This window comes from Nocardiopsis synnemataformans (assembly GCF_965343085.1).
Classification (GTDB): Bacteria; Actinomycetota; Actinomycetes; order Streptosporangiales; family Streptosporangiaceae; genus Nocardiopsis; species Nocardiopsis alborubida.
Map to the genome: position 1 here is coordinate 1 of NZ_CBDRFA010000094.1, position 24,047 is coordinate 24,047.

Genomic DNA, 24,047 nt, shown 5'->3' on the forward strand with positions numbered 1-24,047 from the left:
GAGTCCCCCGACACAGGTGGTTTCGGTTCCCTACGTTGTCTAGCCCGGACGTCCAGGCTTGCGCCCTTTGTCCTCGCTACTGCGATGGTAGCGCACGAAGGGGGCCAGCCGAAGCTGGCCCCCTCCCACAGTTGGACCGAACGGATATGGAGCCTAGACGGTCACCCTCCCCACCAGACCGCGCCGAGTGGGATGGCGTGGCCTGGGTGGCCTGTGTGACTCCATGATGGCGGACGTGTCGACAAAAGGCGAGGCGTAAAGCGTCTTGTATGCGGACCGTACCGAGTGTATCGGCGTGTATTCGCGTGTATCGATTCCTCTAGGATGGATGCATGGGAGAGCGCATACGGGACAATTGGTCGCTATACGGGTCCAAGCTTCGAGAGTTGCGGCATAAAAGTGGCCTGTCTGCGGCACGTCTGGGCAAAAAGGTCAACGCGTCTGAATCGGTCGTTTCAAAGATGGAGCGGGCGACACGCGTCCCGAACAGGGAACTCACGCAGAAGCTCATGGCCGCCCTGGAGGCTCCCGACGACACGCTCATGCAGCTATGGGACGAAGCCGACAAGGCCGACAAGCGCTTGACGACGCCCTGGCACGAAACCGTGGTCACCAGTGAGGCAGACGCCACGTCGGTGCGAATGTGGGCGCCCCTGACCATCCCCGGACTCTTCCAGACGGAAGAATACGCACGGGCGATTTTCGTGGACGGCAGGCCGACCGACACCGGAGAGCAAATCCAATTCCTCGTGGACACCCGCCTGAAAAGAGCCGCTTGCCAGCCCCCCGACCGGAGCCTGCTCGCGGTCATCGACGAGAGCGCTCTGTACCGCCGCGTCGGAGGCCCTGAGGTGATGGCAGCGCAGATCGAGTGCCTGATGCGGATAGCATCTCAGCGTCTGAGGATCACCGTGCTCCCGTCCTCGCGAACCTTCGCCGGTGGACTGTCCGGCCCCTTCCGGCTGCTTCAGTTCGCTTCCGCTCCGACACGGGTTTATGCCGAGCACAGCGGCGGCGGGCAGGTGATCACCGACCGCTCTGAAGTACAGAGAATCGAAGCTGTGTGGAGGGAGCTCCAAACGTGGGCCCTGGATCCCGTGGAGTCACTGAGGGTAATGAAAGAAGCGCTCAGGGCAATGGAACATCTGGAATGAACACCGCCTGGAAAACGTCGTCGTACAGCGGCGCCTCCGGTGAATGCGTCGAGGCCCGCTTCACCGGCCAGCACGTAGGCGTGCGCGACAGCAAGTCCCCCCACCTGGCTGAACTTGCATTCGGCCCTGACCAGTGGGCCCTGCTCACCCGCAGCGCCTGACGCGCGTGGGAGCACGAGCCGGTGCTCCCACGCCCCCAGTACGCGACTACCTCAGGTGCTGCTCGATCTCCGCATCGCGGCCCGCTTCCGCCAGGCGCTGCACACCCCACACCCCAGCCAGCGCCACCAGCACCCACCCGGCCACCTCCCACGGCCACCCACACCAGGCCAAGACGCACCCGGCCCCCAGAGTTACCGCGGGCCCCCACGCGCGCCCCGCGCCCGACGGCAACAGGGCCACCAGCGCCACGACGGCGGCACACCACCACGCCCCCAGGGCCAGCACCAGACCCACAGATGCGGCCAGCCACAGGGGCCATCCCTCCACCCCGGGACGCGTCACCAGGCCGGCGACCACCACCGCGCCCAGCACAGCTCCCAGGCCGACATGAGGCGTCGACTCCAGGCGCTCCTCCGCCAGCGTCAGGCCTTCACCGAGCCACTCCCACCACACGTGCTTCATGACCTCGTCAGGCACAGCCTCTCCTTCCGCTTCGGTGCCGCCACCGTCGGCGACAGGTATTCGATCAGGACCACGACGTCGTCGACCGGCACGCGGACACGGCCCAGGGCCCACAGCCACCACGTCCACACCGGGTCCAGCCCTCGGCCTCGCTCGGCCTCACTGATGCGACCGCACACCCACGCCACGGTCGTCTCCGCCAGGTGCTGCACCCGCTCCGGCCCTGCGGGCACCAGGAGTTCCTCGCTGCGTGGCCACGGCGCCATCGGCGCCGTGCGCTCACCGATCCGCCAGTGGTGCCCGACCACCAGGTCCGCCGCGGAGCTACGCACGCAGGCAGTGGCCAGCCAGCGGTCCACCACCACCCGGCCCTCGTTCCAGGAGGGATCGGCGTGCCGGGTGGGAGGGGCCACGAACTCCTGGTGCGCCTGGTCGACGAGGAGCAGCTCCCCGCCGGCCGTGAAAATCAGCTCGCCCCAGAGCGTGTTGGTGCACGCCCCCGGGGCCTGGCGTGTGGTCATATTGGGCTACCGATCTCTGGTCGGGCTGCAGATGCGGGCCGCGCCTTCCTTCCTGGGGAAGGCGCGGCCTTTTGTATTCACTCCAGTACAGCAAAAATGATCGCTACCGGAGTGCCGATCCAGCACATTCTCCGGATCCATTTCTCCTGCCAGGAATCGTCTCCGGTAGGGAAGGTCCACGGGCTGTGGTGCTGCCACCACCGCTTCCCGTTCACCTGCGCGGGCCAGGCCAAGGGAACCCCGGTCGGTGTGAGCCAGTCACCGAGAATGCCAATCACCATTCCGGCCGCCACCAAAAGCCCGACCGTGAAAGGCCCGAAGGTCGGGTCCTCCCACTGCACAGCGACCGCGGCCGCGGCCGCGCCCGCGCCCGCCACCGTCGAGTAGCTCTTCCACTTGGGGATGCTGCGCACGATGGTGGCCACCCCCAGCGCCCCCAATCCGGCCGCCAGGGCTACCGGCGCCAGCGGGTGCTGAGCGGACGCCGCGGCCGCCAGCACACCCCATCCCAGGGCGGCGACCGGGGTGTGGTTCAGGTGCCGGTGCCCCCGGTCCTGTCCCCGGCCGGAGCGGTCGTAGTCGGTCGCGGTCCACCGCCACGCCATCCGGGACAGGGCGCGCACCGCCGAGCTCGCGCCCCGGGTCACCGGCCCCAGACAGTTGCTCGCGGTCGAGCTGCGCGAGTCCAGATCAGGGAGCAGCGTGGCGCCTGCGGCTACCGCACCCACCGTCACAACATCACCCAGAGTGACAGGGGTGGGCCACGCGGCCGCCGCCGCGGCGGCCACGAACGCTCCGCTGGCGGCGTGGGAGGCGCCCATCATGGCGCACCTGCCACAGGGCGGCTGGGGGAGGGGGGAACCATCATCGCCAAGGGTCCTTTCTCGTCCTGGCGCACGCGCTCTCCTCGATGGGCGTGACGCACGTGACGCGGGCGCGCCCTTCCACGGGCACACGAGCGCTCGCCCCGCCCAGGGGCGCGAACAAGGGGGTGTGCTGACGTGACGCAGACGCGCCCGTCACGTGCGTAACAGCAGGTCAGGAGGCGTCACGTGCAGGTGACGCAGGGGTGACGCTCAAGCGAGCGTCACGTGCACGTGACGCCGAAGGTGACGGCGATGCGTCACGTCGGCCGGGTCCAGTCCATGACCTCCAACGGCACCGGCCGCCCTGCCCGGATCTGCTCGGCCGCCTCCTTCACGGCCGCCAGAGCCCACCCGCGATGTGACCCCAACGCCGAGTGCCCCGTCATCCGGAACGGGCCCGGCTCGGTGGGGATCTCCAGCGCCTTCATGAGCTGATTCAGCCGATCCTTGTCACCCTCCGTGAGGGCGTCGGCGAGGGCTTGGCGGTGCACCCTGTCGGTGTCCCACCGCTGGAACTCCTCCAGCACGGCCTGGAGGAAGGGCGGGATCTGCTGCTCCTGCTCCAGGGCGTCGTCGTCGCCCTCCGACAGCCCGGCGACCAGCTCATCGAACCGGGCGCGCAGCGCCGCGTCCGCGTCCTGGCGGGACGCCTCGGGCGAGGCCGGGGCCGGACCCGCGGGCTCGGGGGGCAGCGTCGGCTCCTGGGGCTCGACGATCTCGTTGCCGTCCTCGTCCAGCGGGGGCTTGCCCGCCAGCTTGCGGAGGTTGTTACGGGCCTCCAGCGAGCGCTGAGACAGCTGCTGGCTGTCCAGCCGCTTACGCCCCTGGGTCGGGGTGGCCTGGGCCTTCGCGGGGGCCGCAGACGCGACCACAGGCACGTTGGGGGGCTTGATGGGCAGCCAGTACGCCCGCTCCCAGCGGGAGTCGTAGACGTGTGCGTCCGGGCCCACCGTGACCCGGTCCAGCGGCATGCGGAACTCGGCGTAGGCCAGGGCGTCGTCGTAGCAGTCGGTGTTCTCCGACCGGGCAGATTTGTACAACTGGGGCTGGTCGCCCGCTTGGGGACGGGCGTGCCCCCACCCGGGCGCCACCGCCTCACCCGCCGGAGGGATCCTCCCCCCGCCTTGACCGAACGCCCACTTCAGCTCTGAGGTGTCGTTCACACGAACCGTCAGCACCGTCTCGGACTGCACCAGCAGGTCCCGCGGCAGCCCCTCGTGGCCTTGGGCCACAGCGCGCAACCACGAGGTCATCATCGAGATGGACGCCGCACCGCACCGGTCGTTCAGCTCGATCATCAATTCCTTGACGGTCTTGCTCATCGACTTGGACTCATCGGTCAACAGCAAGATGTGCGGGATCTTGGGAGAGACCTCCAGCTTGTCGTCGCCCCCGTTGTTCCACATCAGGTTCGAGTAGCCCTGGCGACGCCGAGACACGCTGTCGCGCAGGAAACGCAGCATCCTGATCGCCTCCTCCTCATCCACCGCCACCCAGTCGATGGCCGGACGGTCGACCTTGCCCTCCAGCCACGGCCTCAGGAACGGCAGGAACAGCTCGCCACCGTTGGGGTCAATCCCCATGACCAGCACGTCGCCGCAGCGCAGAGCCTGCCTGGCCGTGGTCTTGAGCAGGTTCGACTTGCCCTGACGCTTGGCGCCCACGACCACACCAGAGGTCCACTTCAGTGGCACCTGTACCGCCGATCCGCGCGTGGTCAGCCCCAGCCACAACGGGTCGTTGATCGAGGCCGGGAGCTTCTTGGGCTCGGGCAGCGGGATGTCCTTGACCAGCACGTTGACCGTGGTCACGTGGATGACGACCCGCCGCGCGCTCTTTCCGCGCTCGATCGAGATCGAGCACCCCACCGGCAGATCCAGGTGGTTGATCAGGGCGGCCTTGTTGTTGTTGACCGTGTCCCACCCCTTGGCGCCCACCGGCAGCAGGAACTCGATCGAGTACCCCGTCTCCCTGATCCGGCCCGTCGCCGGGTCCTCGTGCTTCCACTTCGTGAGGCCCTTGACCTGGGCGCCCTTGATGTTGCACACCGAGTCCAGCCGGTACACCCACTGCCGCCCCAGGTCCCAGCGCGCCTGGTTCTCGACCTTGTGGACCTGGCGCTCCTCACGCACCCGCTCCAGGTCCGCGGCCACCGGTGCCCCCAGCGCCGCGACGAACGCCATCCCCGCCCCGGCCGAGAGCGCCGTGACGTCCCACACCCCGTGGGTGAGCGTCCACCAGGACCAGCCGCCCGCGGCCACCCAGCAGCAGGCCCGGTAGACGCGGTTGCCCACGCCCAGGCCGCGCACGTGCGCGCGCACCTGCGACAGCGCCATCCCCGCCCCGGCCAGGCCCAGCGCCCAGACCGGGGCGACCTCGATCCACCCGGCCTCGGTCAGCGCCGAGACCCCCCACAGCCCTCCGGAGAGGTTGATCGCGCCCATGATGGGCCCGTGCTTGGGGGAGAGCGTGGTGTTCTTCAGCAGCTTCTTCGTCGTGCTCTTCTTCATGCCTAGTCGTCCTGCCTGCTGACGTCCCAGCGCTCCTCGCCCGGGCGCGGGTTGTGGATGCGCTCGAGCTCGATGCCGTGGTGCAGTTCGAAGGAGTGCGGGAGCTCTTCAGAGACCCGCGCCGCGTTCAGGATCGAATCGCCGACCAGGTCCACAGCCTCAATGAAGAAGGCATCCACCGGGTCTTCCGTGCGCATGCGGTTGGCCATACCGAAAACCCCGTCAGCAACCTTCGCCAACGAAGGCGCGATCGAGCACAGCCCATTCCCGAGCTTCACCATGGGCATGTCCCGTCCGTACTCAGACAGCGCCTCAGCGAACGCCTCAGCGGTCTCGATGAGTTGCTTCTCTGCAGCAGACATCGGATTCCAATCCGTAAACGTATTCGGCCCCGTCGGGACCAAAGGCTCTTCAATGTGATCCGGAATGCGGAAATCAGGAAGCGGACGCCGCAACGGGTCCGCGAACAACAGCCAGATCCCGAGCGTGCAGCTGATCAGCAGCCGCTCCCACCAGGGCAAGTGGCCGTACTTATCCCGCCAGTACTCCGACTTCTCGGTGTCACCCTTCTCGAACACCTTCGCGACCGCGTCCCAGCAGCCCACCAGCATCAGGGCGACCTTGCGCTCCCACGGCTTGAGCTGGCCGCGCCGGTACCGCCACACCGGATCCCGTAGCCGCTCCCACCATCCGGCCGGGTGCGACAGCGCGATCCAGTGCCGGTGCGTCCACTGCCGGATCCGCAGCGGCACCGTGTACGCGTAGGCCCGCGCCCAAAACCCCGCCTTCTCCCGCTCCGGCAGGCCAGCGCCCTTACCCGTCCCCGCGGCCTTGCCACGCCGACGCCACAGCCACAGACCTCGACGTCCGCTGCGCTTGCGCCCAGGAAGACCACCAGGCCCCGTAGAGGACAGACGGCCCTTGCGGCGCGTCCTGACCCCGAGCAGCCCACCCAGACCCGAACTCCAGCCCCTGGCTGAACCCCGGCCCCGGCTCCGGCTCGAACCGCGGCCGAACAGCGAACCGCCCGACGCGCTACGGCCCGAACTCCCACCGGCTCCCCGCCCACGGCCCGAACCGAACAGCGAACCGCCACGGCCCGAACCGCCGTGGTGCGAACCGGCCGAGGACCCGAACAGCGAACCGCTCCGCCCCGAACTCGAACCCGCCCGATGCGAACCGCGCCGAACCGCCCCCGAACCCGCACCGAACCGGCCCGAACTACCGCCCGAACCCGAACGCGACGCCCCCGAGGAACGCCCGAACAGCGAACCGCCACGACCCCGCCCCGAACCGAACCGGCCCGAACCGCCACCCGAACCCGCACCAGCCCGAGCCCGACGCGACAGCGCACCGGCCGAACCGGTTCGACCCAGCCCCGAACTCCCGCGGCGCCCCGGCGTCCGCTTCGTCAGGCCAGCGGCCAAACGCCCCAGAGCGCTGCGCGGCCGCCGGGCCCGCGCCGGGGCGACGGCCAGGAGCCCAGCTCCAGCGACCGCTCCGCCCACGATCAGGCCGATCGCGCCGTAGGCCGTGAAGATCCCAGCGGCCGCGATGGTCACAGCCGAGACGGCGCCGAGCGCGGGCGGGAGCACGTTGATGGGCTGCTCGGGCTCGCTCTCGGCCGGAGCGGGTTCGGTCGACGGTTCACCCCGCGGTTCGATCTCGGGGGGCGGTTCGAACTGGTCCAGTCCGGGTTCGGTCGTCATCTCGTCGGTTTCAGGTTCGGTGGGCACGCGGACTCCAGACGCCCCAGGGGCAAATAAGAAGGGTGTTCAGATCATGAAAAACGGTGAATCACCAAAAAGCAAGCAGGGCCCCTCCCGAGCGGAAGAGGCCCTGCCTCTACTGCGCCTGCTCGGCCTCCACCGCCGCCGGCCTCAGCCCCTCAGCCTTCGCCCAGTCCCGCAGCTGAGCCGCCCTCGGCTTGCCCACCCGCAGCACCGGATAGATCGCCTCCGTGCTGATACGCGTGACCTTGCCCTCGGCCAACGCCTGACGCAGCTCCTCCTGGAGCTCCTCCATCGACCGGTACTGACGCACCGGCGCCGACGGCTTCTCGGGCACAGGCGGCGTCCGGCGCTGAGGTGTCGGCGCGGGGAACAGCTCCTCCGGGAACCGCGGCCACGCTCCTTCCCAGGCCTCGTCCGTGCTCGGAGGCGTCCACCCGTCATCGGCGTGGCGCCACACCCCCGCCTCCGGGGCCGAACCGGACCGAACCGGCTCACCCTGGAGTTCGCCCTGCGGCTCGAACTCGCCCGAACCGTGGCCCGAACCGGACCGAACCGGCTCGCCCGCAGGAACGAACCCCGGCTCCACACCGCCCAGCTCCACCCCGATCGGCTCGGGATCGTCGTCGAACCGAACCGAACCGCCCCCCGAACCATCTCGAACCAGTTCACCCCGAAGTTCGCCCTGCGCCCCGGGCTCACCCGAACCCCGAACCGCACCCGACCGCGCCGAGTCGAACCCCGAACCCCGAGCACCCGAACCGTCGCTCGAACCGGACGGCTCCACCATGAACACCCGAACTCCCCGCTCCGGCTCCGGCTCCGGCCGAACCCGCGCCGCGGGCAGAGCGAACTGCGGCACCGAACCGCCCACACCACCAGGAGCCAGCCCCGAACCAAACCGAACCGGCGACCCGAACGACCCGAACGAGCCCGCGATGAGCCGCGCGTCCGTCGCCGAGCCCATCCGCGCAAGCTTCGGCGCCAGGTCCATCGCCTCCAACCGCAGCAGCAGATCCTCCAGTGCCTGCGGCGACGCCGACAACCGCGCCCGTGCGATCTCCCGCTGAGTCAGCACCAGGTGGTTGTGCTCCACCCACCGCAACAGCGTCTTCCCGAACGAGAACGCATCATGGGTCTGCTGGGCCCGACGCAGCCGCCACACCGCCCACATCACCCGGTTCAACGCCCGGTCCTGGCGGCGCTGAGCGACACGCTCACGCACCCGCCGGGTCGCCTCGTCCGTGGACATCTGCGCGTCCGAGGCCTTCTCCAGCTGCACCCTCAGCGACTCCATCGGACGCAGCCACCGCACCAACTCCAGCTTGCGGTTCACCCACCGGCCCTGAGCCTTCTTCAACCGCTCGTCCTGGTCCTTACGCACCGCGGCCTGCCGCGTCGCGAAAAGACCCGCCGCCACGATCGTCGTCGTCGCGAACAGCACCTGCCCGACCGGGTCGTCCACGTGCGTGGTCTGGATCCCCGCGCACAGCAGCATCAGCGCCCAGTACCCGACCAGGAGGCCGCGGTAGGGCTGGGCCTGGTCGGCACGATCGCTGATCATCATCATGATCGTGATGGCGGCGCCCTCGAACACGACGAAGAAGAACCAGCTCACCGGCGCGTTCAGATCGGTGTGCTCCTCCACGGCCTGGACTACGCCGTACCCCGAGTAGGCCATGCACCCGAACACGATCGGGTGGGTCACCCACTTCATGTAGCTGAACTTCTTCAGCCGCTTCAGCCGGGTCAGGACCTGGAACCTGTCGCCCTCGGCCTCCGCCATCTCCCGCATCTGCTCGACGGACCGCTTCGCGACCCGCTTCGCCAGGCCCGTCACCAGCTGGGCCTGGCGCGTCACAAACCGCACCGCCAGCCACAGCCCCAGCCCGCCCACCACCACGGTGACGACCACAGCGATGAGCCCAGCCCAGACCAGCGTCTCCCCGGACGCATCGGCCACTGCGCGCGCGACGAGGCCCTCAACACCCGTCAACGCCGATTCGAAAAGCCCACTCAGGGAGTGTGGCAGCATGGTCGTGTCACTCCTGCTTGTCAGGACGGCCCGCCCACACCGCCTCCACGGAAGGGCGGGCCTTATTCGTACCGGCTGATGTATTCAGCCGCCTCGTCTTCTTCGATCTCTTGTTCGTCTGCGCGATAAAGCTCGCCGCGCCGCCCCGCATAATCGATCGCAAGGCCAGCTGCACACACCGCGCTCACCGCGCCGACCAGGTGCACTACCGCGGCCGGGGAATCTGCGAACTGATGTGCGGACCACACGCAGGTCAGCACATATCCGAGCAGGACCAAGTACGACAACAGGCGGAAAGCAGCCACTGAAAATCCCTCCCAGGAAACGTGCTTTCAGTGTCCCGCTTTCGCCGCGCCGATCAACCCAATTCGCGACCGGAGGTCAGGCTCTTCATGTTCTCCTCGGCCAGCCGCACGGTGTATCGGCCCACGCAGCAGCCGTACGCGAACAGCGCTCCCCGGTCGGCGTCAGGGTGGCCGGCCACTTGCGGCCAGTACCCCAGGAGCTCCGCGGCCGCAGCTGCGACCGCAGTGCGAAACGCCAGCACCCGACGGGGAGTCCGCGACCGCCCGGACGCCGCCAACACCACACGGTCCAGAACCTGGACCCAGCGCGGGGGCGAATCCAACACGATCACCGCAGTCCTCGTGCCCTCACCCAGTCCCAGGCGCTGGAACTCCACACGCAGGCGCTCGCTCATGCCGACACCCGCCTGGCGCCCAGGCTCGCGAGGAAACGCAGGTCCTTCAGCTGCTCTCCGATCAGCTTCTCCGTCTGGAGGCCGGCAGGCGCGTTGACCGGGAGGTTGTAGGAGACGAGCCTCCCCAACGGCCACTCGGAGATGCTCATGCCAGCGTTCTTCGCGATCATGCCCAGAGGAGGCGTGGTGGCCCCGTAGGGGAGTTCCGCCTCGTGGTGCAGGGCGATCATCTTGCCGTGCTGGTCCATCTCGTCCGCGGCCTTCTTGAGCCTCCGGTGAGCGGACAGCAGTTGGAGCACAGCGCCCTCGGCGTAGCGGTGCATCAGGGAATCCCAGATGTCCTTCACCTCCTGGCGGGCGGTGAGGTACTCCTCGGCTGCGGGCAGGGCGGCCTGAAGTTCCTTGGCCACTACGAAAGCGACGCGAGCGCTCTCCCACTGGGCGGCCGCGGCGCGGTACTGCTCGTAGGTGTACTCGGCGGGCCTGGGGCCCTTGCGCTCAAGGTCGTTGAGCAGGGCGATGGGGTGTTCCTCGGTGCCGTCGAAGGGCTTGAAGTCGAACTTGCGAGTCCCGTCGGAGTTGGTGGTGACCTTCAGCAGGTGGGGGTGGTCTGGGTGCGCCATCTCTGATCTCCTGAATGAGCGTTAAGTATTCGTGCTGCAGATGCGGTGCAGTTTTGGAGCTTGAGGCTGCTGGGCGGGAAAACGACCAATGGTGTGATCACGTGGTGGTTAAGGCCCTGTTGCCGCCTCATGAAAAAAGTCCGATTCGGGGGGTTGACCCCCATTGGTGCTACTAATCAAGATTGGGGCGAATGGTCGACACTCTCTGCGAGAGTCCGGCTACCATCCCCTGATCCCCCGAAGGACTCATCGTGTGGACTCCTGGCCTGCTACGTTCGCCTTCTCGGCGTGGAAGGCATCTAGTAAGCGGGATAGCCAACGGTGCCTGGGAGTCCATGGAGGCCTTCATCATCCCGGGCACGGCCGACCAGCCCACCAACGGCTCCTACGACCCGTCGGCCCCGGCGACCTACATCCCCGAGTCGCTCGACCCGAGCGACTACCCGATGGCGCTGGACGACTCGGTCGAGGCGGGGCAGGACCCGCTCGCCCAGGAGCTGAGCAGCACCTACGGCACCGACGAGGTCTACGGCATGCACTGGCTGCTGGACGTGGACAACACCTACGGCTACGGGTTCTGCGGCGACGGCACCGACGACGCCCCCGCCTACATCAACACCTTCCAGCGCGGCTCCAACGAGTCGGTCTGGGAGACCGTGCCGCACCCGTCCTGCGAGACCTTCCAGCACGGCGGCGAGAACGGGTTCCTCGACCTGTTCACCGACGACGACAACTACTCCGAGCAGTGGCGCTACACCAACGCCCCCGACGCCGACGCGCGGGCCGTGCAGGTGGCCTACCTGGCGCACGAGTGGGCCTCGGAGCAGGGCAACGAGGGCGCGATCGCCGAGAACGTCTCCAACGCGGCGATGATGGGCGACTACCTGCGCTACGCCATGTTCGACAAGTACTTCAAGGAGATCGGCGACTGCGTCGACCCCCAGTCCTGCCCGCCCGGATCGGGCAAGGACTCCGCGCACTACCTCATGGCCTGGTACTACTCCTGGGGCGGCGCGCTGGAGAGCGCCGAGTACCCCTGGGCCTGGCGCATCGGCGGATCCTCCGCCCACCAGGGCTACCAGAACGTGATGGCGGCCTACGCGCTCTCGGAGGTGTCCGCGCTCCAGCCGGAGTCGGCCACCGGAACCGAGGACTGGGGCACCAGCCTCGACCGGCAGCTGGAGTTCCTGGAGTGGCTCCAGTCCTCCGACGGCGGCATCGCGGGCGGCGCGACCAACAGCTGGGAGGGCACCTACGCCCAGCCGCCCTCGGGCACGCCCACCTTCCACGGCATGTTCTACGACGAGAAGCCCGTCTGGCACGACCCGCCGTCCAACCGCTGGTTCGGCTTCCAGGTCTGGGACATGGAGCGGGTGGCCGAGTACTACCGCATCACCGGCGACGAGCGCGCCGGGGGCATCCTGGACGACTGGATCCCCTGGGCGATCGCCAACACCACCGTCGGCGAGAACGGCGAGTTCGCCATCCCCGCCGACATGGAGTGGAGCGGCCAGCCCGACACCTGGACCGGCGAGTCCACGGGCAACCCCGACCTGAGCGTCGAGGTCGTCTCGCACGGACAGGACGTCGGCATCGCCGCGGGCCTGGCCAAGACCCTCATGCACTACGCCGCCGCCACCGGTGACGCCGAGTCCCGCGCGACGGCCGAGGGCCTGCTCGACGCCCTCCTGGCCAACCAGGACGACCTGGGCGTCGCCGTTCCCGAGACGCGGGCCGACTACGCCCGCTTCGACGACGAGTTCGGCGCCCCCGACGGCGGCCTCTACATCCCCGAGGGATGGACCGGCCAGATGCCCAACGGGGACGCGGTCGACTCCGACTCCACGTTCCTGTCCATCCGGTCCTTCTACGAGGACGACCCGAACTGGCCCCAGGTCGAGGAGTACCTCAACGGGGGGCCGGTGCCCGAGTTCACCTACCACCGCTTCTGGGCGCAGGTGGACGTGGCCACAGCCCTCGCCACCCACGGCGAGTTGTTCGGCGACGGCGCCTGACCGGCCGTAGCCGCACGGGGGCGGGCGCCGACGGCACCCGCCCCCACCCCCCACCGAAGAAAGGAACACCATGTCGGTCACCAAGGGGCGAAGACGGCTCCGGGGAGGCGCCGCGGCCGCGGCCGCCCTCGCCCTCAGCCTCGTCACGGGCGGCCTGGCCGCCGCCGCGCACGCCGAGGAGAACACCCCGCTCCCGGCGGAGGAGGCGGCCCGGGCGCAGCAGGCCACCCTGCGCGAGCTCGCCGACCAGCGCGGGCTGCGCATGGGCACCGCGGTCGGTTCGCAGTACCTGAACCAGGCGGACTACGCGCAGACCGCCGCGAGCGAGTTCAACTCCGTCACCCACGAGAACGACCTCAAGTGGGAGACGGTCCAGCCCCAGCCGGGGCAGTTCAACTGGACCAACGCCGACCGCATCGTGGACTTCGCCCAGCAGAACGACCAGCTCGTCCACGGTCACACGCTGGTGTGGCACAGCCAGCTGCCCCCATGGGTGAGGGACGGCACCTTCAGCGAGGACCAGCTGCTGGACGTCATGGACACCCACATCAGCACCACCGTGGGGCGCTACCGCGACGACATCGCCACCTGGGACGTGGTCAACGAGCCCATCGGGGACAACGCCCAGTTCCGCGACTCGGTCTTCCACCGGACGCTGGGGGAGGACTTCATCGCGGAGGCCTTCCGGATGGCCGACCGGGCCGACCCGGACGCCCGCCTGTTCATCAACGACTACAACATCGACGGGATCAACGCCAAGAGCGACGCCTACTACGACCTGGTCCGGGACCTGCTGGCGCAGGGCGTGCCGATCGACGGCATCGGCTTCCAGGGCCACCTCATCGCGGGACAGGTCCCCTCCAGCATCCAGCAGAACATCCAGCGCTTCGTGGACCTGGGCCTGGAGGTGATGATCACCGAGCTGGACATCCGCATCCAGATGCCCGCCACCCAGCAGAAGCTGGAGCAGCAGGCCAGGGACTACGACCAGGTGGTCAACGCCTGCTACGCGGTCGACGGGTGCTCCGGTGTGATCGTGTGGGGCGTCACCGACGCCTACTCCTGGGTCCCCGACACCTTCGAGGGCCAGGGCGCGGCGCTGCCCATCGACGAGAACTACGACCCCAAACCCTCCTACTGGTCGATCCACGAGGCACTCGGCGGCGACTCCGGCCCCGGTCCCGACCCGGATCCGGACCCGACCGACCCGCCGTCGGGTGAGTGTGAGGCGGTGTACTCGGTGACCAACCAGTGGCAGGGGGGTTTCCAGGCGCAGGTGACGGTGACGGCGGGTGCCGCTCTGTCGGGGTGGACCGTGGAGTGGACCTTCGGTAGTGGTGAGAGTGTCTCGCACGCCTGGAACGCGTCGGTGTCCGGTAGCGGTGGGAGTGTGACCGCGACGGACGCGGGTTACAACGGCACGCTCTCGGCGGGGCAGTCGACCTCCTTCGGGTTCGTCGGCAACTCCAGCGGTGGTGTCTCCACGCCCGAGCTCACGTGCAGCGGCTCCTGACCGGCGGCTGACCCCGTCCGCGGGGGAGTACCGGAACCGAACGACGCTGACGCGACCGCCCCGGAACAGGCCGCGCCTGTGTCAGGACCGGGCGCCGGGGGACCGCAGCCGCCAACCCCCGGCGCCCACCCGGTCCCCGCCCGCGAGGGCGGGAGCCCCGCAACACGACAACGTTGTCCGCCCCTCTACCTGGAGCCCTCCCATGGTCAAACGCCTGCTGATCGCCCTCGGGTCGGTCATCACCCTGGTGGCCGCACTGCTCGTGCACTCGCTGCCCGCGCACGCCGACACCGGCTTCCGCGTCAGTGACGGCCGCCTCGTCGACGCCGCCGGAAACGACTTCGTCATCCGCGGCGTCAGCCACGCCCACACCTGGTACACCCAGGAGACCCAGTCGTTCGCCGACATCAAGTCCCTGGGCGCCAACGCCGTCCGCGTGGTCCTCAGCAGCGGCCAGCGCTGGACGGAGAACACCGCCGCCGACGTGGCCAACGTCGTCGACGAGTGCAAGACCAACCAGCTGATCTGCGTCCTGGAGGTACACGACACCACCGGCTACGGCGACCAGGCCGGGGCCGCCACGCTCGACCAGGCCGTCGACTACTGGCTGCGCGTCCAGGAGGCCGTCGAGGGCGAGGAGGACCACATCCTCGTCAACATCGGCAACGAGCCCTACGGCAACGACGCCGCGATCAACCAGAACTGGGCCGCCGACACCAGCGACGCCATCAACCGCCTGCGCGACGCGGGCTTCGACCACACCTTGGTCGTGGACGCGCCGAACTGGGGCCAGGACTGGGCGGGTGTCATGCGCGACAACGCCCAGTCGGTCTTCGACTCCGACCCCGACGCCAACACGGTCTTCTCCGTGCACATGTACGGCGTCTACCAGCAGGAGTCGACGATCGTCTCCTACCTGGAGCACTTCGTCGACGCGGGCCTGCCGCTGATCGTCGGAGAGTTCGGCCACGACCACTCCGACGGCAACCCCGACGAGGACGCCATCATGTCCCACGCCGAGCGCCTGGGGCTGGGCTACATCGGCTGGTCCTGGAGCGGCAACGGCAGCCCCGTGGAGTACCTGGACATGGTGGAGGGCTTCGACGTCAACAGCCTGACCCCCTGGGGCGAGCGCATCTTCAACGGCCCCGACGGTATCGCCGCCACCGCCGAGGAGGCCCCGGTCTACGGCGGCGCCCCCGAACCGACCGACCCGCCCACCGAGGAGCCCACCGACCCGCCGACCGAGGAGCCCACGGACCCGCCGTCGGGTGAGTGTGAGGCGGAGTATGTGGTGACCAACCAGTGGCAGGGGGGTTTCCAGGCGCAGGTGACGGTGACGGCGGGTGCCGCTCTGTCGGGGTGGACCGTGGAGTGGACCTTCGGCAGTGGTGAGAGTGTCTCGCACGCCTGGAACGCGTCGGTGTCCGGTAGCGGTGGGAGTGTGACCGCGACGGACGCGGGTTACAACGGCACGCTCTCGGCGGGGCAGTCGACCTCCTTCGGGTTCGTCGGCAACTCCAGCGGTGGTGTCTCCACGCCCGAACTCACGTGCAGCGGCTCCTGACCTGTCCGCACCCCGTTCCGTGACCCAGTGATCCCGTAGCCCAGTGCCCCCGTAATCAAGTGACCAAGTGACCCAACGCACCCGCTGATCCCGCTGAGGGAGCAGACGACCCATCCCCGGCCGCACCGCCCCGGTGCGGCCGGGCACCCCCCACAGAGATTGGAGTGGCCCATGCGGTCACGCAGCACCCTCGCCATGGCCGTGGCGCTCGGCGGCCTCGTCGTCGGCACCACCGTCGTCGCGCTGCCCGACGCGGCCCAGGCCCACGGCGCGTTCACCTACCCGGCCAGCCGCACCTACGCCTGCTTCCAGGACGCCACCGGCGGCAGCAGCGGCGGCGCGCTCCAGCCGACCAACGACGCCTGCGCCGACGCGCTGGCCGAGGGCGGCAACTACCCGTTCTGGAACTGGTTCGGCAACCTCATCAGCAACTCCGACGGACGCCACCAGGAGTTCGTGGCCGACGGCGAGCTGTGCGGCCCCACCGACAGCTTCTCGTCCTTCAACGCGGTCCGCGCCGACTGGCCGACCACCGAGCTGCCCGCCAACACGACGGTGGAGTTCCACCACAACGCCTGGGCCGCGCACCCGGGCACCTTCTACACCTACGTCACCGAGGACGGGTTCGACCCCGCGGCCGACGCGCTGACCTGGGACTCCCTGGAGCTCATCGACGAGGTCACCGACCCGCCGCTGCGCAGCGGCGGCGTCGCCGGAGCCGAGTACTACTGGGACGTGGACCTGCCCGACAAGGAGGGCCAGCACATCATCTACGTGGTGTGGGAGCGCTCCGACAGCCCCGAGGCGTTCTACAACTGCTCCGACGTGGTCTTCGAGGGGGGTTCGGGCGGCAACCCGGACCCGGACCCGGAGCCCGAGCCGGAGCCCGAGCCGGAGCCGGAGCCCGAGCCCACGGATCCGCCGCAGGGCGAGTACTGCACGGCCGAGTACACCGTCCTCAACGAGTGGCAGGGCGGCTTCCAGGCCGAGGTCGAGGTCACCGCGGGAGAGAACGGGACCGACGGCTGGATGGTGGACTGGGTGTACGCCAACGGCCAGGCGGTCAGCAGCGCATGGAACGCCTCGCTCGTCAACCACGGCGCCCACTTCGAGGCCACGAACGCCGCGCACAACGGCTCGCTCGCGGCGGGGGAGAGCGCCAGCTTCGGGTTCACCGCCACCTCGGGGAACGTGAACATCGAGCCCCAGGTGTCCTGCCAGGAGCCGTGACCTGACCATCCCGGAGGGACCGTCGCCCCCCACGTGAGGGCCGCAGAGGCCCGCGCGGTCCCGGCGCCACGGTACCGAACGCTGTTCGGTACCGTGGCGCCATGAACACCGCGAAGATCTACACCTCCTGCCAGGAGCGCATGCTCGCGCTCGCCGACGACCTGACCGCGGAACAGCTCGCCACCCCCGTGCCCGCCCTGCCCGCGTGGACCGTCCAGCAGACCTACGCCCACCTGGCCGGACTCTGCGCCGACGTGCCCGCGGAACGGGTCACGCCCCCGGCGGACGACGCCGTCACCGCCCGCCAGGTGGTCGAGCGCGAGCACCTGGACATCGCCGGGCTCTGCGCGGCCTGGCGTGAGGACACCCCGGCACTGCTGGAGGTCTTCGCCACCCGGACCAGGGCCCGCTACTTCCTGCCCGCCGTCGACGTGTGGCACCACGAGAACGACGTCCGGGGCGCCCTGGGGATGCCCGCCCAGCCCGAGCACGCCGACGAACTGGCCGCCTTCGTCCTGGGCGCGACGGCCCGCGCGTGGTCCCCGGACCTGCCCGGGGTGCGCGTGGCGGCGACGGACACCGGCCAGGAGTGGGCCTTCGGCGAGCGGGCCGACCTGGAGTGGTCGGCCACGGCCTTCGAGTTGCTGCGCGCCGCCACCGGCCGCCGCAGCGCCGCCCAGATGCGCGCCATGGACTGGAGCGGCGACCCCTCGGGCGTCCTGCACCGGTTGTCGGCCTTCCCCTTCCCGGAGGTGGACCTGCGGGTCTGACCGCAGGCGGGCGAGCGTGCCCGAACCTTCCGGGAAGGGGGCGGGTCCGTGCCGGTCCGGACCTTTCACGGCTCGGGTGCGCCGGTCCGGGCGGACCCCTGCCGAACAGGGGCGGGCTCCACTCGGGTCGGGGCCGCTGGTGGACGGCGGCGGCCGCCGCCGCAGGCCGGGTCCGCCGGTGGCAGCCGCCAGTCAGGGCCGGTACGGGATCCGGTCGACGGCCCGCACCTCGCCCAGCGTGGACCACTCGTTGCGGCCCAGCCGCGCCAGCGGGCGCAGCAGGGTCGCCTCGGGGTGTCCATCCACCAGCACCGACTCGTCCACGGCCGCCCGCACCACCCGGCCGAACACCACCGTCGAGTCGCCCAGGCCCACCGTCGAGTGCAGCACGCACTCCAGCGCCACCGGGGAGCCCGCCACCCGGGGCGGGCGCACCGACGCGCTGGGCTCGCGCCCGATCCCCAGCGCCTCGAACTCGCTCACCTCCGGCGGGTAGGAGGTGCCGCTGGCGTTGACCTGCTCCTGCATCGGCTCCGGGGCCAGGTTGACCACGAACTCGCCGGTCTCCTCCGCGTTGCGCAGCGAGTCCTTGCGCCGCACCGAGGTGAACTGCACGATCGGCGGCTGGGTGCACGCGACGGTGAAGAAGGAGTGCGGCGCCAGGTTGTCCACGCCCGCCGCGGACGTGGTGGAGACCCACGCGATCGGGCGCGGCAGGATCACGGCCGTCATCAGCTGGTAGAACGCTCGTCCGGGCAGATCATCCGGTGTCCATTCGGTACGCATCGGCATCGATTATCCCGCCTCGGGGTGAGCGGGCCGCACCATCCGGGCCGCGCTCCGGGTGCGAGTCCCCGAACACGGCGCCCCCGCCGCGCGGTCGCGGACCACCACCGGTCCGCGCCCGCGCGTCCGGCTCACGCCGTGCGGTCGAACTCCGCCTGTCGCGGCGCCCCGGCCCGGCGCCACTCCATGCGCGCCCAGGGCAGGCGCAGTTCGGAGGTGCCGGTGACGTCCAGCGGCTTGAGGTCCTCCACCGCCTCGGCCTCCCGGTGGCGGGAGAACACCGACTCGGTGTAGCGGTGGCCGGTGTCCGCCGCGACGAACACCACGGTCCGGCCGGGAGAGAGCCCCAGTTCCCACCGGGCGGCCAGGTAGGCGGCGCCGCTGGAGAGCCCCGCGAACACGGCGTGCCGCCGGAGCAGGTCGACCGTCCCGGCCAGGGCCGCCGTGAAACCCGTCCAGTGCACGGTGTCGTAGAGGGTGTGGTCGACGTTGCCGAAGGGGATGGCGCTGCCGATCCCCGCGATGATGATGTCCCGGTCGGGCACGCCGTCGCTGGCGAAGGTGACGCTTCCGAACGGCTGCACCCCCACCAGGCGGGTTTCCGGGTCGGCCTCGCGCAGGTAGGTGCCCAGCGCGCCGGTGGACACGCCGGTTCCCACACCCCCCACGAGCGTGAGGTCCGCGCCCGCCGTCTCCCGGCGGATCATCTCGGCGACCTCGCGGTAGCCCAGGTAGTGGACGGGGTCGTGGTACTGGCGCATCCAGTGGTGGTCCGGGTGGGCGGCCAGGACCTCCCGGACGCGGCGCACCCGGCGGCTCTGGTCCAGACGCAGGTCGTCGCTGGGCTCCATCTGCTCCAGACGCACGCCCAGGACCTCCAGCTGTACGCGCAGGGTGTGGTCCACGGTGGTGGAACCGATGATGTGACAGCGCAGTCCGTACCGGTGGCAGGCCAGCGCCAGCGCGTGTGCGTAGACGCCGCTGGAGCTGTCCACCACGGTGTCGCCGGGGCGGACGGCGCCGGTCTCGACGAGGTGGCGGACCGCGGCCACGGCCGAGAGGGCCTTGAGGGTCTCGAACCGCAGGCACAGCAGTCCGCCGCCCAGGTCGATGAGGTCGGGGCGGCCGATCGCGTCGGAGGCGTGCTCGTCCACGGTCGTTCTCCTTACTGGTGGCTGGGGCGGACGCGCGCACCGGAACGCGACGGTGCACGCGCCCGCCCGGGGAGGAGGTGTCGTGGGTGTTCAGGTCGCCGGGGTCGCCCGGTAGCGGTAGAGCCTCGTGGGGTCGGCGCTGAACTGGGAGAAGGGGAAGGGCTCGGCGGAGACTCCGTCGACTCCGTGGCCGAGGAAGGCGCGTGCCACCGCGCTCGCGCTCTGGGCGTAGACGTACAGGGGGACGCCGCGCTCCCGGCACCGTGCCAGGAGCGGGTCGAAGGTGCCGTTGCCGAGGGTCATGCCGGTGGCCACGACGGCGTCGGCCGCGTCGACCACCTCCTCCATGGACTCCGAGACGGGGTCGCCCCACCGGGTGGTACGCAGGTTGAGGTCGCAGGGCAGGCATTCGCCGCCGCGTTCGCGGATGGCGGCCACGAGGGGGTTGACGACGCCGATCAGCGCGATCCGCGCGCCCTCGGTGATGGGGACGAGGGAGGCGACGGCGGCGTCCCGGGCCTCCGCGCGCTGTTCGGGCGTTCCGGCCGGCAGGGTGACCGGCTCGGCCCGGGGGTCCTCGCGGTGCGGCGCGGTGTGGGCGAGGTGGGCGTCCAGGGCGGCCACCCGCAGGGGGAGGGGGCCCCGCGTGAGCAGTTCGGCCAGGGGGGCTCCCGAGGCCTCGCGGCACAGGTCCGGCGCGATCTGCCCGTCCTCGAAGGCGCAGGCCCCGAAGGCCCCGCCGACGCGGACGGCGACGTAGTGGTTGAGGTAGGTGGTGTCGCCCCCGGCCAGGCGGGTGCCGTGGTGGAGCCAGAAGACGCTGGTGGCCACGGTGTCGCCGACCCGGTCGGCGGCGTCGCGGAGGAGGTCGTCGAGGGTCATCTCGCGGTCTCCTCCCGGAAGCGGAACAGGTAGGTCAGGACCCCGTCGCCCCAGTCGTGCCGGTGGTGCACCTCGGCCCGGAAGCCGGTGGCCTCCGCGTGCCCGACGATGCGGCGCAGGTCGGCGGTGTTGGAGGCGATGAGGAAGACCTCCGCGCCGGGGGCCAGGAGCGGGCGCTCGGCCAGCTGGGTGAAGAACTTCTCCGTGACCGGCGCGCCCACGCACACGTTGCGCACGACGTCGGGGTCGGTGCTGACCGCCTGGCTGACCGCGGGCGGGTTGAAGGTGACCACGTCGACCCTGGTCCCGTCCGGAAAGCCCGCGAACATGTCACCGGTCACCGGGACGAGTTCGGTGGCGGTGCGCCCCTGGAGCAGGCGCGCGAAGTTGCGGGCGGCGGCCTCGACGCTGGGGCCGTGGACGTCGGCGGCGTGGACCCGGCTGGCGCCGCGGGCTCCGGCGGCGACGGCCTCCACGCCCAGGCCCACACCCATGGCGGCGTAGCGCCGTCCGCGCACGTCGATGTCGTCCGCCAGGATGCGCTGGTGGACCATCCTGCTGGTCCCGCCGGGGAGGAAGACGCCGGGCGGTACCTCGAACTCCCATCCGTTCCACGTGTAGGAGCGGGTGGTGTGCAGGTCCTTTCTCGGCGGGTTGACGGCGAGGATCTGTTCGGCGGGCAGCGGTGGGGGCAGTTGGTCCACGAGGGAGCGGTCCACGGTCGTCCTTCCAAGGGGGTCGGGAGTAACACGGGACACCAACGGGGAGCGCCGGACGTTCTGAGTACCGGAGTCCGCGCGCTATTGTAGATAAAACGATAACCATTGTCATTAGCGGGGTCGGAGTTCGCGTCCCCGAGGCGTGTTCGGTGGACACCGCCCGCCACGGGGCGGGGCGGGCCCTCCGGCGGACACGCCCAGGCGAGGGCGGCGTCAGCGCGCCCTGCCGGTGACCACTTGTGGAGAGGACGTGGAAAGACGTGGCCCACACCCAGCAGACCGGCGCCGGGCCCACGGCCCCACCGCGCGCGCACGTGCTCTCGGATCCCGCCTTCCTCCGCCTGTGGTCGGGAAGCACCGCCTCGGGGCTGGCCACGTGGGCCATGCCGTTCATCCTCGGCCTGGCCGTCCTGGACGGATCGCTCACCGCCATGGGGCTCGGCCTCCTCCTGGCCACCCGTACCGGCGGGTTCCTCCTCGCGCTGCCGCTCGGCGGCCTGCTGGCCGACCGGCTCTCCCGCCGCGCGGTGGTGCTGTGGGCCGGAATCCTCGCGGCGGCGGCCACGCCGCTGGTCGCCGCAGGGGTGGCGACCGGCGCCCTCGCGCTCGCGGCCGTCGCCGCGGCGGCCGTGGGTGCGGGCCAGGGAGCCTGTAGACCCGCCTTCCAGGCGCTGACCGCCGAGGTCGTGGACGAGCCGCGGCGCCAGCGCGCCAACGCGGCGCTCACCATCTCCGTGCGGGTCACCACCCTGGTCGCCCCGGGGGCGACGGCGCTGCTCTCCACGGTCCTGGGCGTGGACGCCCTCCTCCTGGTCACCGCCGCGCTGTGGGCGGTCGCCGCCCTGGCGCCGCCCAGGGGCCGGGCCGCGCCTGCGCCGCTCGGAGGCGACGCCGCGCGGACGGTGCCCGCGCGCGGCCCCTCGCTGGTCGCCGACTTCCGCGACGGGCTGCGCGAGGCCCGGCGCCACACGTGGTTCCTCGCGGGGCTGGGCGCGCTGACGGCGGTGATCGCCACCGGGTACTCCGCCACGGGCGTCCTGCTCCCCGTGGTCAGCCGCGACACGTACGGCACCGAGGCGGTGCTGGCGGGCGCGCTGACCGCCTACACCGGGGGAGCCCTGGCCGGGGCGCTGCTGATCGGGCGCTGGCGCCCCTCCTCCCAGGGGTGGGTCGCGCTGGCGGGCCTGGCCCTGTACGGCCTCGCGCCGCTGAGCCTGCTCCTCCCCGTGGGCCCGTGGACGGTGTTCGCCGCCTACGCCCTGGCCGGAGTCGGGATCGAACTGTTCAACGTCCCGTGGTTCACCGCCGCCCAGCGCGAGGTCGCGCCCGACAAGCTCGCCCGCGTCTCCTCCCTGGACTTCCTCTTCTCCTACGGCCTGGCCCCGGTCGGACTCGCGCTGATCGCCCCGGCGACCCAGGCCTTCGGTGCGGAGGCGGTCCTCGCCGTGTGCGCCGCCCTCTGCTTCCTGGCCCCGGGAGTCGCGGCGCTCGCCCCCGGCGCTCGCCACTTCGCCATGGGGGGCCGGAGGGTCCCGCGCACGGCCTGACACCGGCGGGGGAGGACCCGGCGGCGTGAGCACCCTCCGCCGGAACCGCGTCGGCGTCCTGCTCGGCCGGGTTCGCCACCGGCCCGGACGAGTGGCGGGACCGGGCACCGGGCATAGAGGGCGCATGGAACTGATCACGGTGGAGGACGTCCGCGCCGCGCGGGAGCGCCTGCACGGGGAGGTGGTGCGCACCCCGCTGACGGCGGGCCCCGCCGGGGGGCCGCCGTTCCTGCTCAAGCCCGAGAGCCTCCAGCCCACCGGGGCCTTCAAGCTCCGCGGCGCCACCAACGCCGTCGCCCTGCTCGACCCCGCCCAGCGCCGGAGCGGCGTGGTGACCCACTCCTCGGGCAACCACGGCCAGGCACTCGCCCACGCCGCCGCCCGGCACGGGGTGCCCTGCACCGTCGTCGTCCCCGAGGGCGCACCCGAGGTGAAGGTCGACCGCATGCGCACCCTCGGCGCCCGCATCGTCATGGTCGCCCCCCAGCAGCGGGAGGCCACCGCCCGGCGGCTCCGGGACGAGGAGGCGCTCGCCCTCGTCCCGCCCTTCGACGACCCGCACGTCATCGCGGGACAGGGCACCGTCGGCCTGGAGATCCTGGAGCAGTCGCCCGAGGTCGCGACCATCGTCGTGCCCGTCGGCGGAGGCGGACTGGCCTCGGGGGTGGCCACCGCCGCGCTGGCCGCCGGAGGTTCGCGCCGCGTCCGCGTCGTGGGGGTGGAGCCCGAACTGGCCGCCGACGCCGCCGAGAGCCTGCGCGCGGGGAGCCTGGTCACCTGGTCGCCCGAGCGCACCCACCGCACCATGGCCGACGGGGTGCGCGTGTGCCTGTCCGAGCTGACCTTCGCCCACCTGCGCGCCCGCCTGGACGAGGTCGTCACCGTGACGGAGGAGGAGATCGCCCGCGCCGTCGCGGCCCTCGCCCACGGGGCGCGCCTGGTCGCCGAACCCAGTGGGGCCCTGGCCGCCGCCGCGATCCTGGCGGGCCGTGTGCCCACCGCGCCCGGCCGCCCGCAGGAGACGGTCGCGGTCGTCTCGGGGGGCAACGCGGACCCGGAGCTGTTCGCCCGTCTGGTGGCGTGAGCGGCGCGAGCGGAGCA

The 24,047-nt window shown here is 70.8% G+C and carries 21 protein-coding genes and 1 pseudogene; 9 read left to right on the forward strand and 13 right to left on the reverse strand.

The genetic code is table 11. The features are described 5' to 3' along the window. Positions 1–332 precede the first annotated feature (332 nt). Entirely contained in the window at positions 333–1,154 is an 822-nt protein-coding gene (locus ACSIH6_RS34815; RefSeq protein WP_435112581.1) for a helix-turn-helix domain-containing protein, read from the forward strand. Then, complete coding sequence (locus ACSIH6_RS34820) at positions 1,151–1,315, forward strand: DUF397 domain-containing protein (protein WP_435112582.1); 165 nt, start codon at positions 1,151–1,153, stop codon at positions 1,313–1,315. Before ACSIH6_RS34815 ends, ACSIH6_RS34820 begins: the two co-directional genes overlap by 4 nt. A gap of 46 nt (positions 1,316–1,361) precedes the next feature. Here the strand turns inward: ACSIH6_RS34820 and ACSIH6_RS34825 are convergent, their stop codons facing one another. From ACSIH6_RS34825 to ACSIH6_RS34865, 9 genes are all read right to left on the reverse strand, one after another. Further along, positions 1,362–1,793 (reverse strand): hypothetical protein, encoded by a 432-nt coding sequence (locus tag ACSIH6_RS34825; protein WP_435112583.1) that lies wholly within the window; start codon positions 1,791–1,793, stop codon positions 1,362–1,364. Beyond that, positions 1,775–2,299, reverse strand: a complete 525-nt coding sequence (locus tag ACSIH6_RS34830; protein ID WP_435112584.1) for a hypothetical protein — start codon at positions 2,297–2,299, stop codon at positions 1,775–1,777. The genes ACSIH6_RS34825 and ACSIH6_RS34830 overlap by 19 nt, the downstream gene beginning before the upstream one ends. Before the next feature lie 77 nt (positions 2,300–2,376). After that, complete coding sequence (locus ACSIH6_RS34835) at positions 2,377–3,120, reverse strand: metal-dependent hydrolase (protein ID WP_435112585.1); 744 nt, start codon at positions 3,118–3,120, stop codon at positions 2,377–2,379. A gap of 302 nt (positions 3,121–3,422) precedes the next feature. Then, positions 3,423–5,675, reverse strand: a complete 2,253-nt coding sequence (locus ACSIH6_RS34840; RefSeq protein ID WP_435112586.1) for a hypothetical protein — start codon at positions 5,673–5,675, stop codon at positions 3,423–3,425. A 2-nt stretch (positions 5,676–5,677) separates the two neighbouring features. Beyond that, positions 5,678–6,427 (reverse strand): hypothetical protein, encoded by a 750-nt coding sequence (locus ACSIH6_RS34845; protein WP_435112587.1) that lies wholly within the window; start codon positions 6,425–6,427, stop codon positions 5,678–5,680. Positions 6,428–7,520: 1,093 nt separating this feature from the next. Then, entirely contained in the window at positions 7,521–9,440 is a 1,920-nt protein-coding gene (locus ACSIH6_RS34850) for a DUF2637 domain-containing protein (RefSeq protein ID WP_435112588.1), read from the reverse strand. Between the two features lie 62 nt (positions 9,441–9,502). Beyond that, the gene (locus ACSIH6_RS34855) at positions 9,503–9,745 is read right to left on the reverse strand and encodes a hypothetical protein (RefSeq protein ID WP_435112589.1); all 243 of its coding nucleotides are present in this window, start codon (positions 9,743–9,745) and stop codon (positions 9,503–9,505) included. A 53-nt stretch (positions 9,746–9,798) separates the two neighbouring features. Then, positions 9,799–10,140, reverse strand: coding sequence for a hypothetical protein (locus ACSIH6_RS34860; protein WP_435112590.1), 342 nt, complete (start codon positions 10,138–10,140; stop codon positions 9,799–9,801). After that, a complete protein-coding gene (locus ACSIH6_RS34865; protein ID WP_435112591.1) occupies positions 10,137–10,763 on the reverse strand; it encodes a hypothetical protein in 627 nt (208 codons plus the stop codon). Before ACSIH6_RS34865 ends, ACSIH6_RS34860 begins: the two co-directional genes overlap by 4 nt. Positions 10,764–11,080: 317 nt before the next feature. Between ACSIH6_RS34865 and ACSIH6_RS34870 the strand changes: the two are divergent. From ACSIH6_RS34870 to ACSIH6_RS34890, 5 genes and pseudogenes are all read left to right on the forward strand, one after another. Then, positions 11,081–12,778: pseudogene (locus ACSIH6_RS34870) on the forward strand (glycoside hydrolase family 48 protein); the annotation flags it as partial. 70 nt (positions 12,779–12,848) lie between these two features. Next, the gene (locus ACSIH6_RS34875) at positions 12,849–14,291 is read left to right on the forward strand and encodes an endo-1,4-beta-xylanase (protein WP_435112592.1); all 1,443 of its coding nucleotides are present in this window, start codon (positions 12,849–12,851) and stop codon (positions 14,289–14,291) included. 202 nt (positions 14,292–14,493) lie between these two features. Next, entirely contained in the window at positions 14,494–15,858 is a 1,365-nt protein-coding gene (locus tag ACSIH6_RS34880; protein ID WP_435112593.1) for a cellulase family glycosylhydrolase, read from the forward strand. 171 nt (positions 15,859–16,029) lie between these two features. Further along, entirely contained in the window at positions 16,030–17,088 is a 1,059-nt protein-coding gene (locus tag ACSIH6_RS34885) for a lytic polysaccharide monooxygenase auxiliary activity family 9 protein (protein WP_435112594.1), read from the forward strand. A 101-nt stretch (positions 17,089–17,189) separates the two neighbouring features. Beyond that, positions 17,190–17,858 carry a maleylpyruvate isomerase family mycothiol-dependent enzyme gene (locus tag ACSIH6_RS34890; protein ID WP_435112595.1) on the forward strand — a complete coding sequence of 223 codons (669 nt, stop codon included), beginning with the start codon at positions 17,190–17,192 and terminating at the stop codon, positions 17,856–17,858. A 192-nt stretch (positions 17,859–18,050) separates the two neighbouring features. Here the strand turns inward: ACSIH6_RS34890 and ACSIH6_RS34895 are convergent, their stop codons facing one another. From ACSIH6_RS34895 to ACSIH6_RS34910, 4 genes are all read right to left on the reverse strand, one after another. Continuing rightward, entirely contained in the window at positions 18,051–18,644 is a 594-nt protein-coding gene (locus ACSIH6_RS34895; RefSeq protein WP_026115407.1) for a flavin reductase family protein, read from the reverse strand. Positions 18,645–18,775: 131 nt separating this feature from the next. Next, positions 18,776–19,798 carry a pyridoxal-phosphate dependent enzyme gene (locus ACSIH6_RS34900; RefSeq protein WP_435112596.1) on the reverse strand — a complete coding sequence of 341 codons (1,023 nt, stop codon included), beginning with the start codon at positions 19,796–19,798 and terminating at the stop codon, positions 18,776–18,778. A 90-nt stretch (positions 19,799–19,888) separates the two neighbouring features. Beyond that, on the reverse strand, positions 19,889–20,680 hold the full coding sequence (locus tag ACSIH6_RS34905) for a Rossmann-like domain-containing protein (protein WP_435112597.1): 792 nt from the start codon (positions 20,678–20,680) through the stop codon (positions 19,889–19,891). Continuing rightward, complete coding sequence (locus ACSIH6_RS34910; RefSeq protein WP_435112598.1) at positions 20,677–21,399, reverse strand: class I SAM-dependent methyltransferase; 723 nt, start codon at positions 21,397–21,399, stop codon at positions 20,677–20,679. The genes ACSIH6_RS34905 and ACSIH6_RS34910 overlap by 4 nt, the downstream gene beginning before the upstream one ends. Positions 21,400–21,659: 260 nt before the next feature. Here ACSIH6_RS34910 and ACSIH6_RS34915 point away from each other — a divergent pair, with 260 nt between their 5' ends. Both ACSIH6_RS34915 and ACSIH6_RS34920 read left to right on the forward strand, forming a co-directional pair. Beyond that, positions 21,660–22,946 (forward strand): MFS transporter, encoded by a 1,287-nt coding sequence (locus ACSIH6_RS34915; RefSeq protein ID WP_435112599.1) that lies wholly within the window; start codon positions 21,660–21,662, stop codon positions 22,944–22,946. A gap of 124 nt (positions 22,947–23,070) precedes the next feature. Then, positions 23,071–24,030 (forward strand): threonine ammonia-lyase, encoded by a 960-nt coding sequence (locus ACSIH6_RS34920; RefSeq protein ID WP_435112600.1) that lies wholly within the window; start codon positions 23,071–23,073, stop codon positions 24,028–24,030. Positions 24,031–24,047 lie beyond the last annotated feature (17 nt).

Excerpts from the sequence above, each read along its gene's own strand:
- ACSIH6_RS34815 (WP_435112581.1), top strand. The coding sequence starts at position 333 with ATGGGAGAGCGCATACGGGACAATTGGTCGCTATACGGGTCCAAGCTT.
- ACSIH6_RS34820 (WP_435112582.1), top strand. The coding sequence starts at position 1,151 with ATGAACACCGCCTGGAAAACGTCGTCGTACAGCGGCGCCTCCGGTGAA.
- ACSIH6_RS34830 (WP_435112584.1), bottom strand. The coding sequence starts at position 2,299 with ATGACCACACGCCAGGCCCCGGGGGCGTGCACCAACACGCTCTGGGGC.
- ACSIH6_RS34835 (WP_435112585.1), bottom strand. The coding sequence starts at position 3,120 with ATGGGCGCCTCCCACGCCGCCAGCGGAGCGTTCGTGGCCGCCGCGGCG.
- ACSIH6_RS34840 (WP_435112586.1), bottom strand. The coding sequence starts at position 5,675 with ATGAAGAAGAGCACGACGAAGAAGCTGCTGAAGAACACCACGCTCTCC.
- ACSIH6_RS34850 (WP_435112588.1), bottom strand. The coding sequence starts at position 9,440 with ATGCTGCCACACTCCCTGAGTGGGCTTTTCGAATCGGCGTTGACGGGT.
- ACSIH6_RS34860 (WP_435112590.1), bottom strand. The coding sequence starts at position 10,140 with ATGAGCGAGCGCCTGCGTGTGGAGTTCCAGCGCCTGGGACTGGGTGAG.
- ACSIH6_RS34865 (WP_435112591.1), bottom strand. The coding sequence starts at position 10,763 with ATGGCGCACCCAGACCACCCCCACCTGCTGAAGGTCACCACCAACTCC.
- ACSIH6_RS34875 (WP_435112592.1), top strand. The coding sequence starts at position 12,849 with ATGTCGGTCACCAAGGGGCGAAGACGGCTCCGGGGAGGCGCCGCGGCC.
- ACSIH6_RS34880 (WP_435112593.1), top strand. The coding sequence starts at position 14,494 with ATGGTCAAACGCCTGCTGATCGCCCTCGGGTCGGTCATCACCCTGGTG.
- ACSIH6_RS34885 (WP_435112594.1), top strand. The coding sequence starts at position 16,030 with ATGCGGTCACGCAGCACCCTCGCCATGGCCGTGGCGCTCGGCGGCCTC.
- ACSIH6_RS34890 (WP_435112595.1), top strand. The coding sequence starts at position 17,190 with ATGAACACCGCGAAGATCTACACCTCCTGCCAGGAGCGCATGCTCGCG.
- ACSIH6_RS34895 (WP_026115407.1), bottom strand. The coding sequence starts at position 18,644 with ATGCGTACCGAATGGACACCGGATGATCTGCCCGGACGAGCGTTCTAC.
- ACSIH6_RS34905 (WP_435112597.1), bottom strand. The coding sequence starts at position 20,680 with ATGACCCTCGACGACCTCCTCCGCGACGCCGCCGACCGGGTCGGCGAC.
- ACSIH6_RS34920 (WP_435112600.1), top strand. The coding sequence starts at position 23,071 with ATGGAACTGATCACGGTGGAGGACGTCCGCGCCGCGCGGGAGCGCCTG.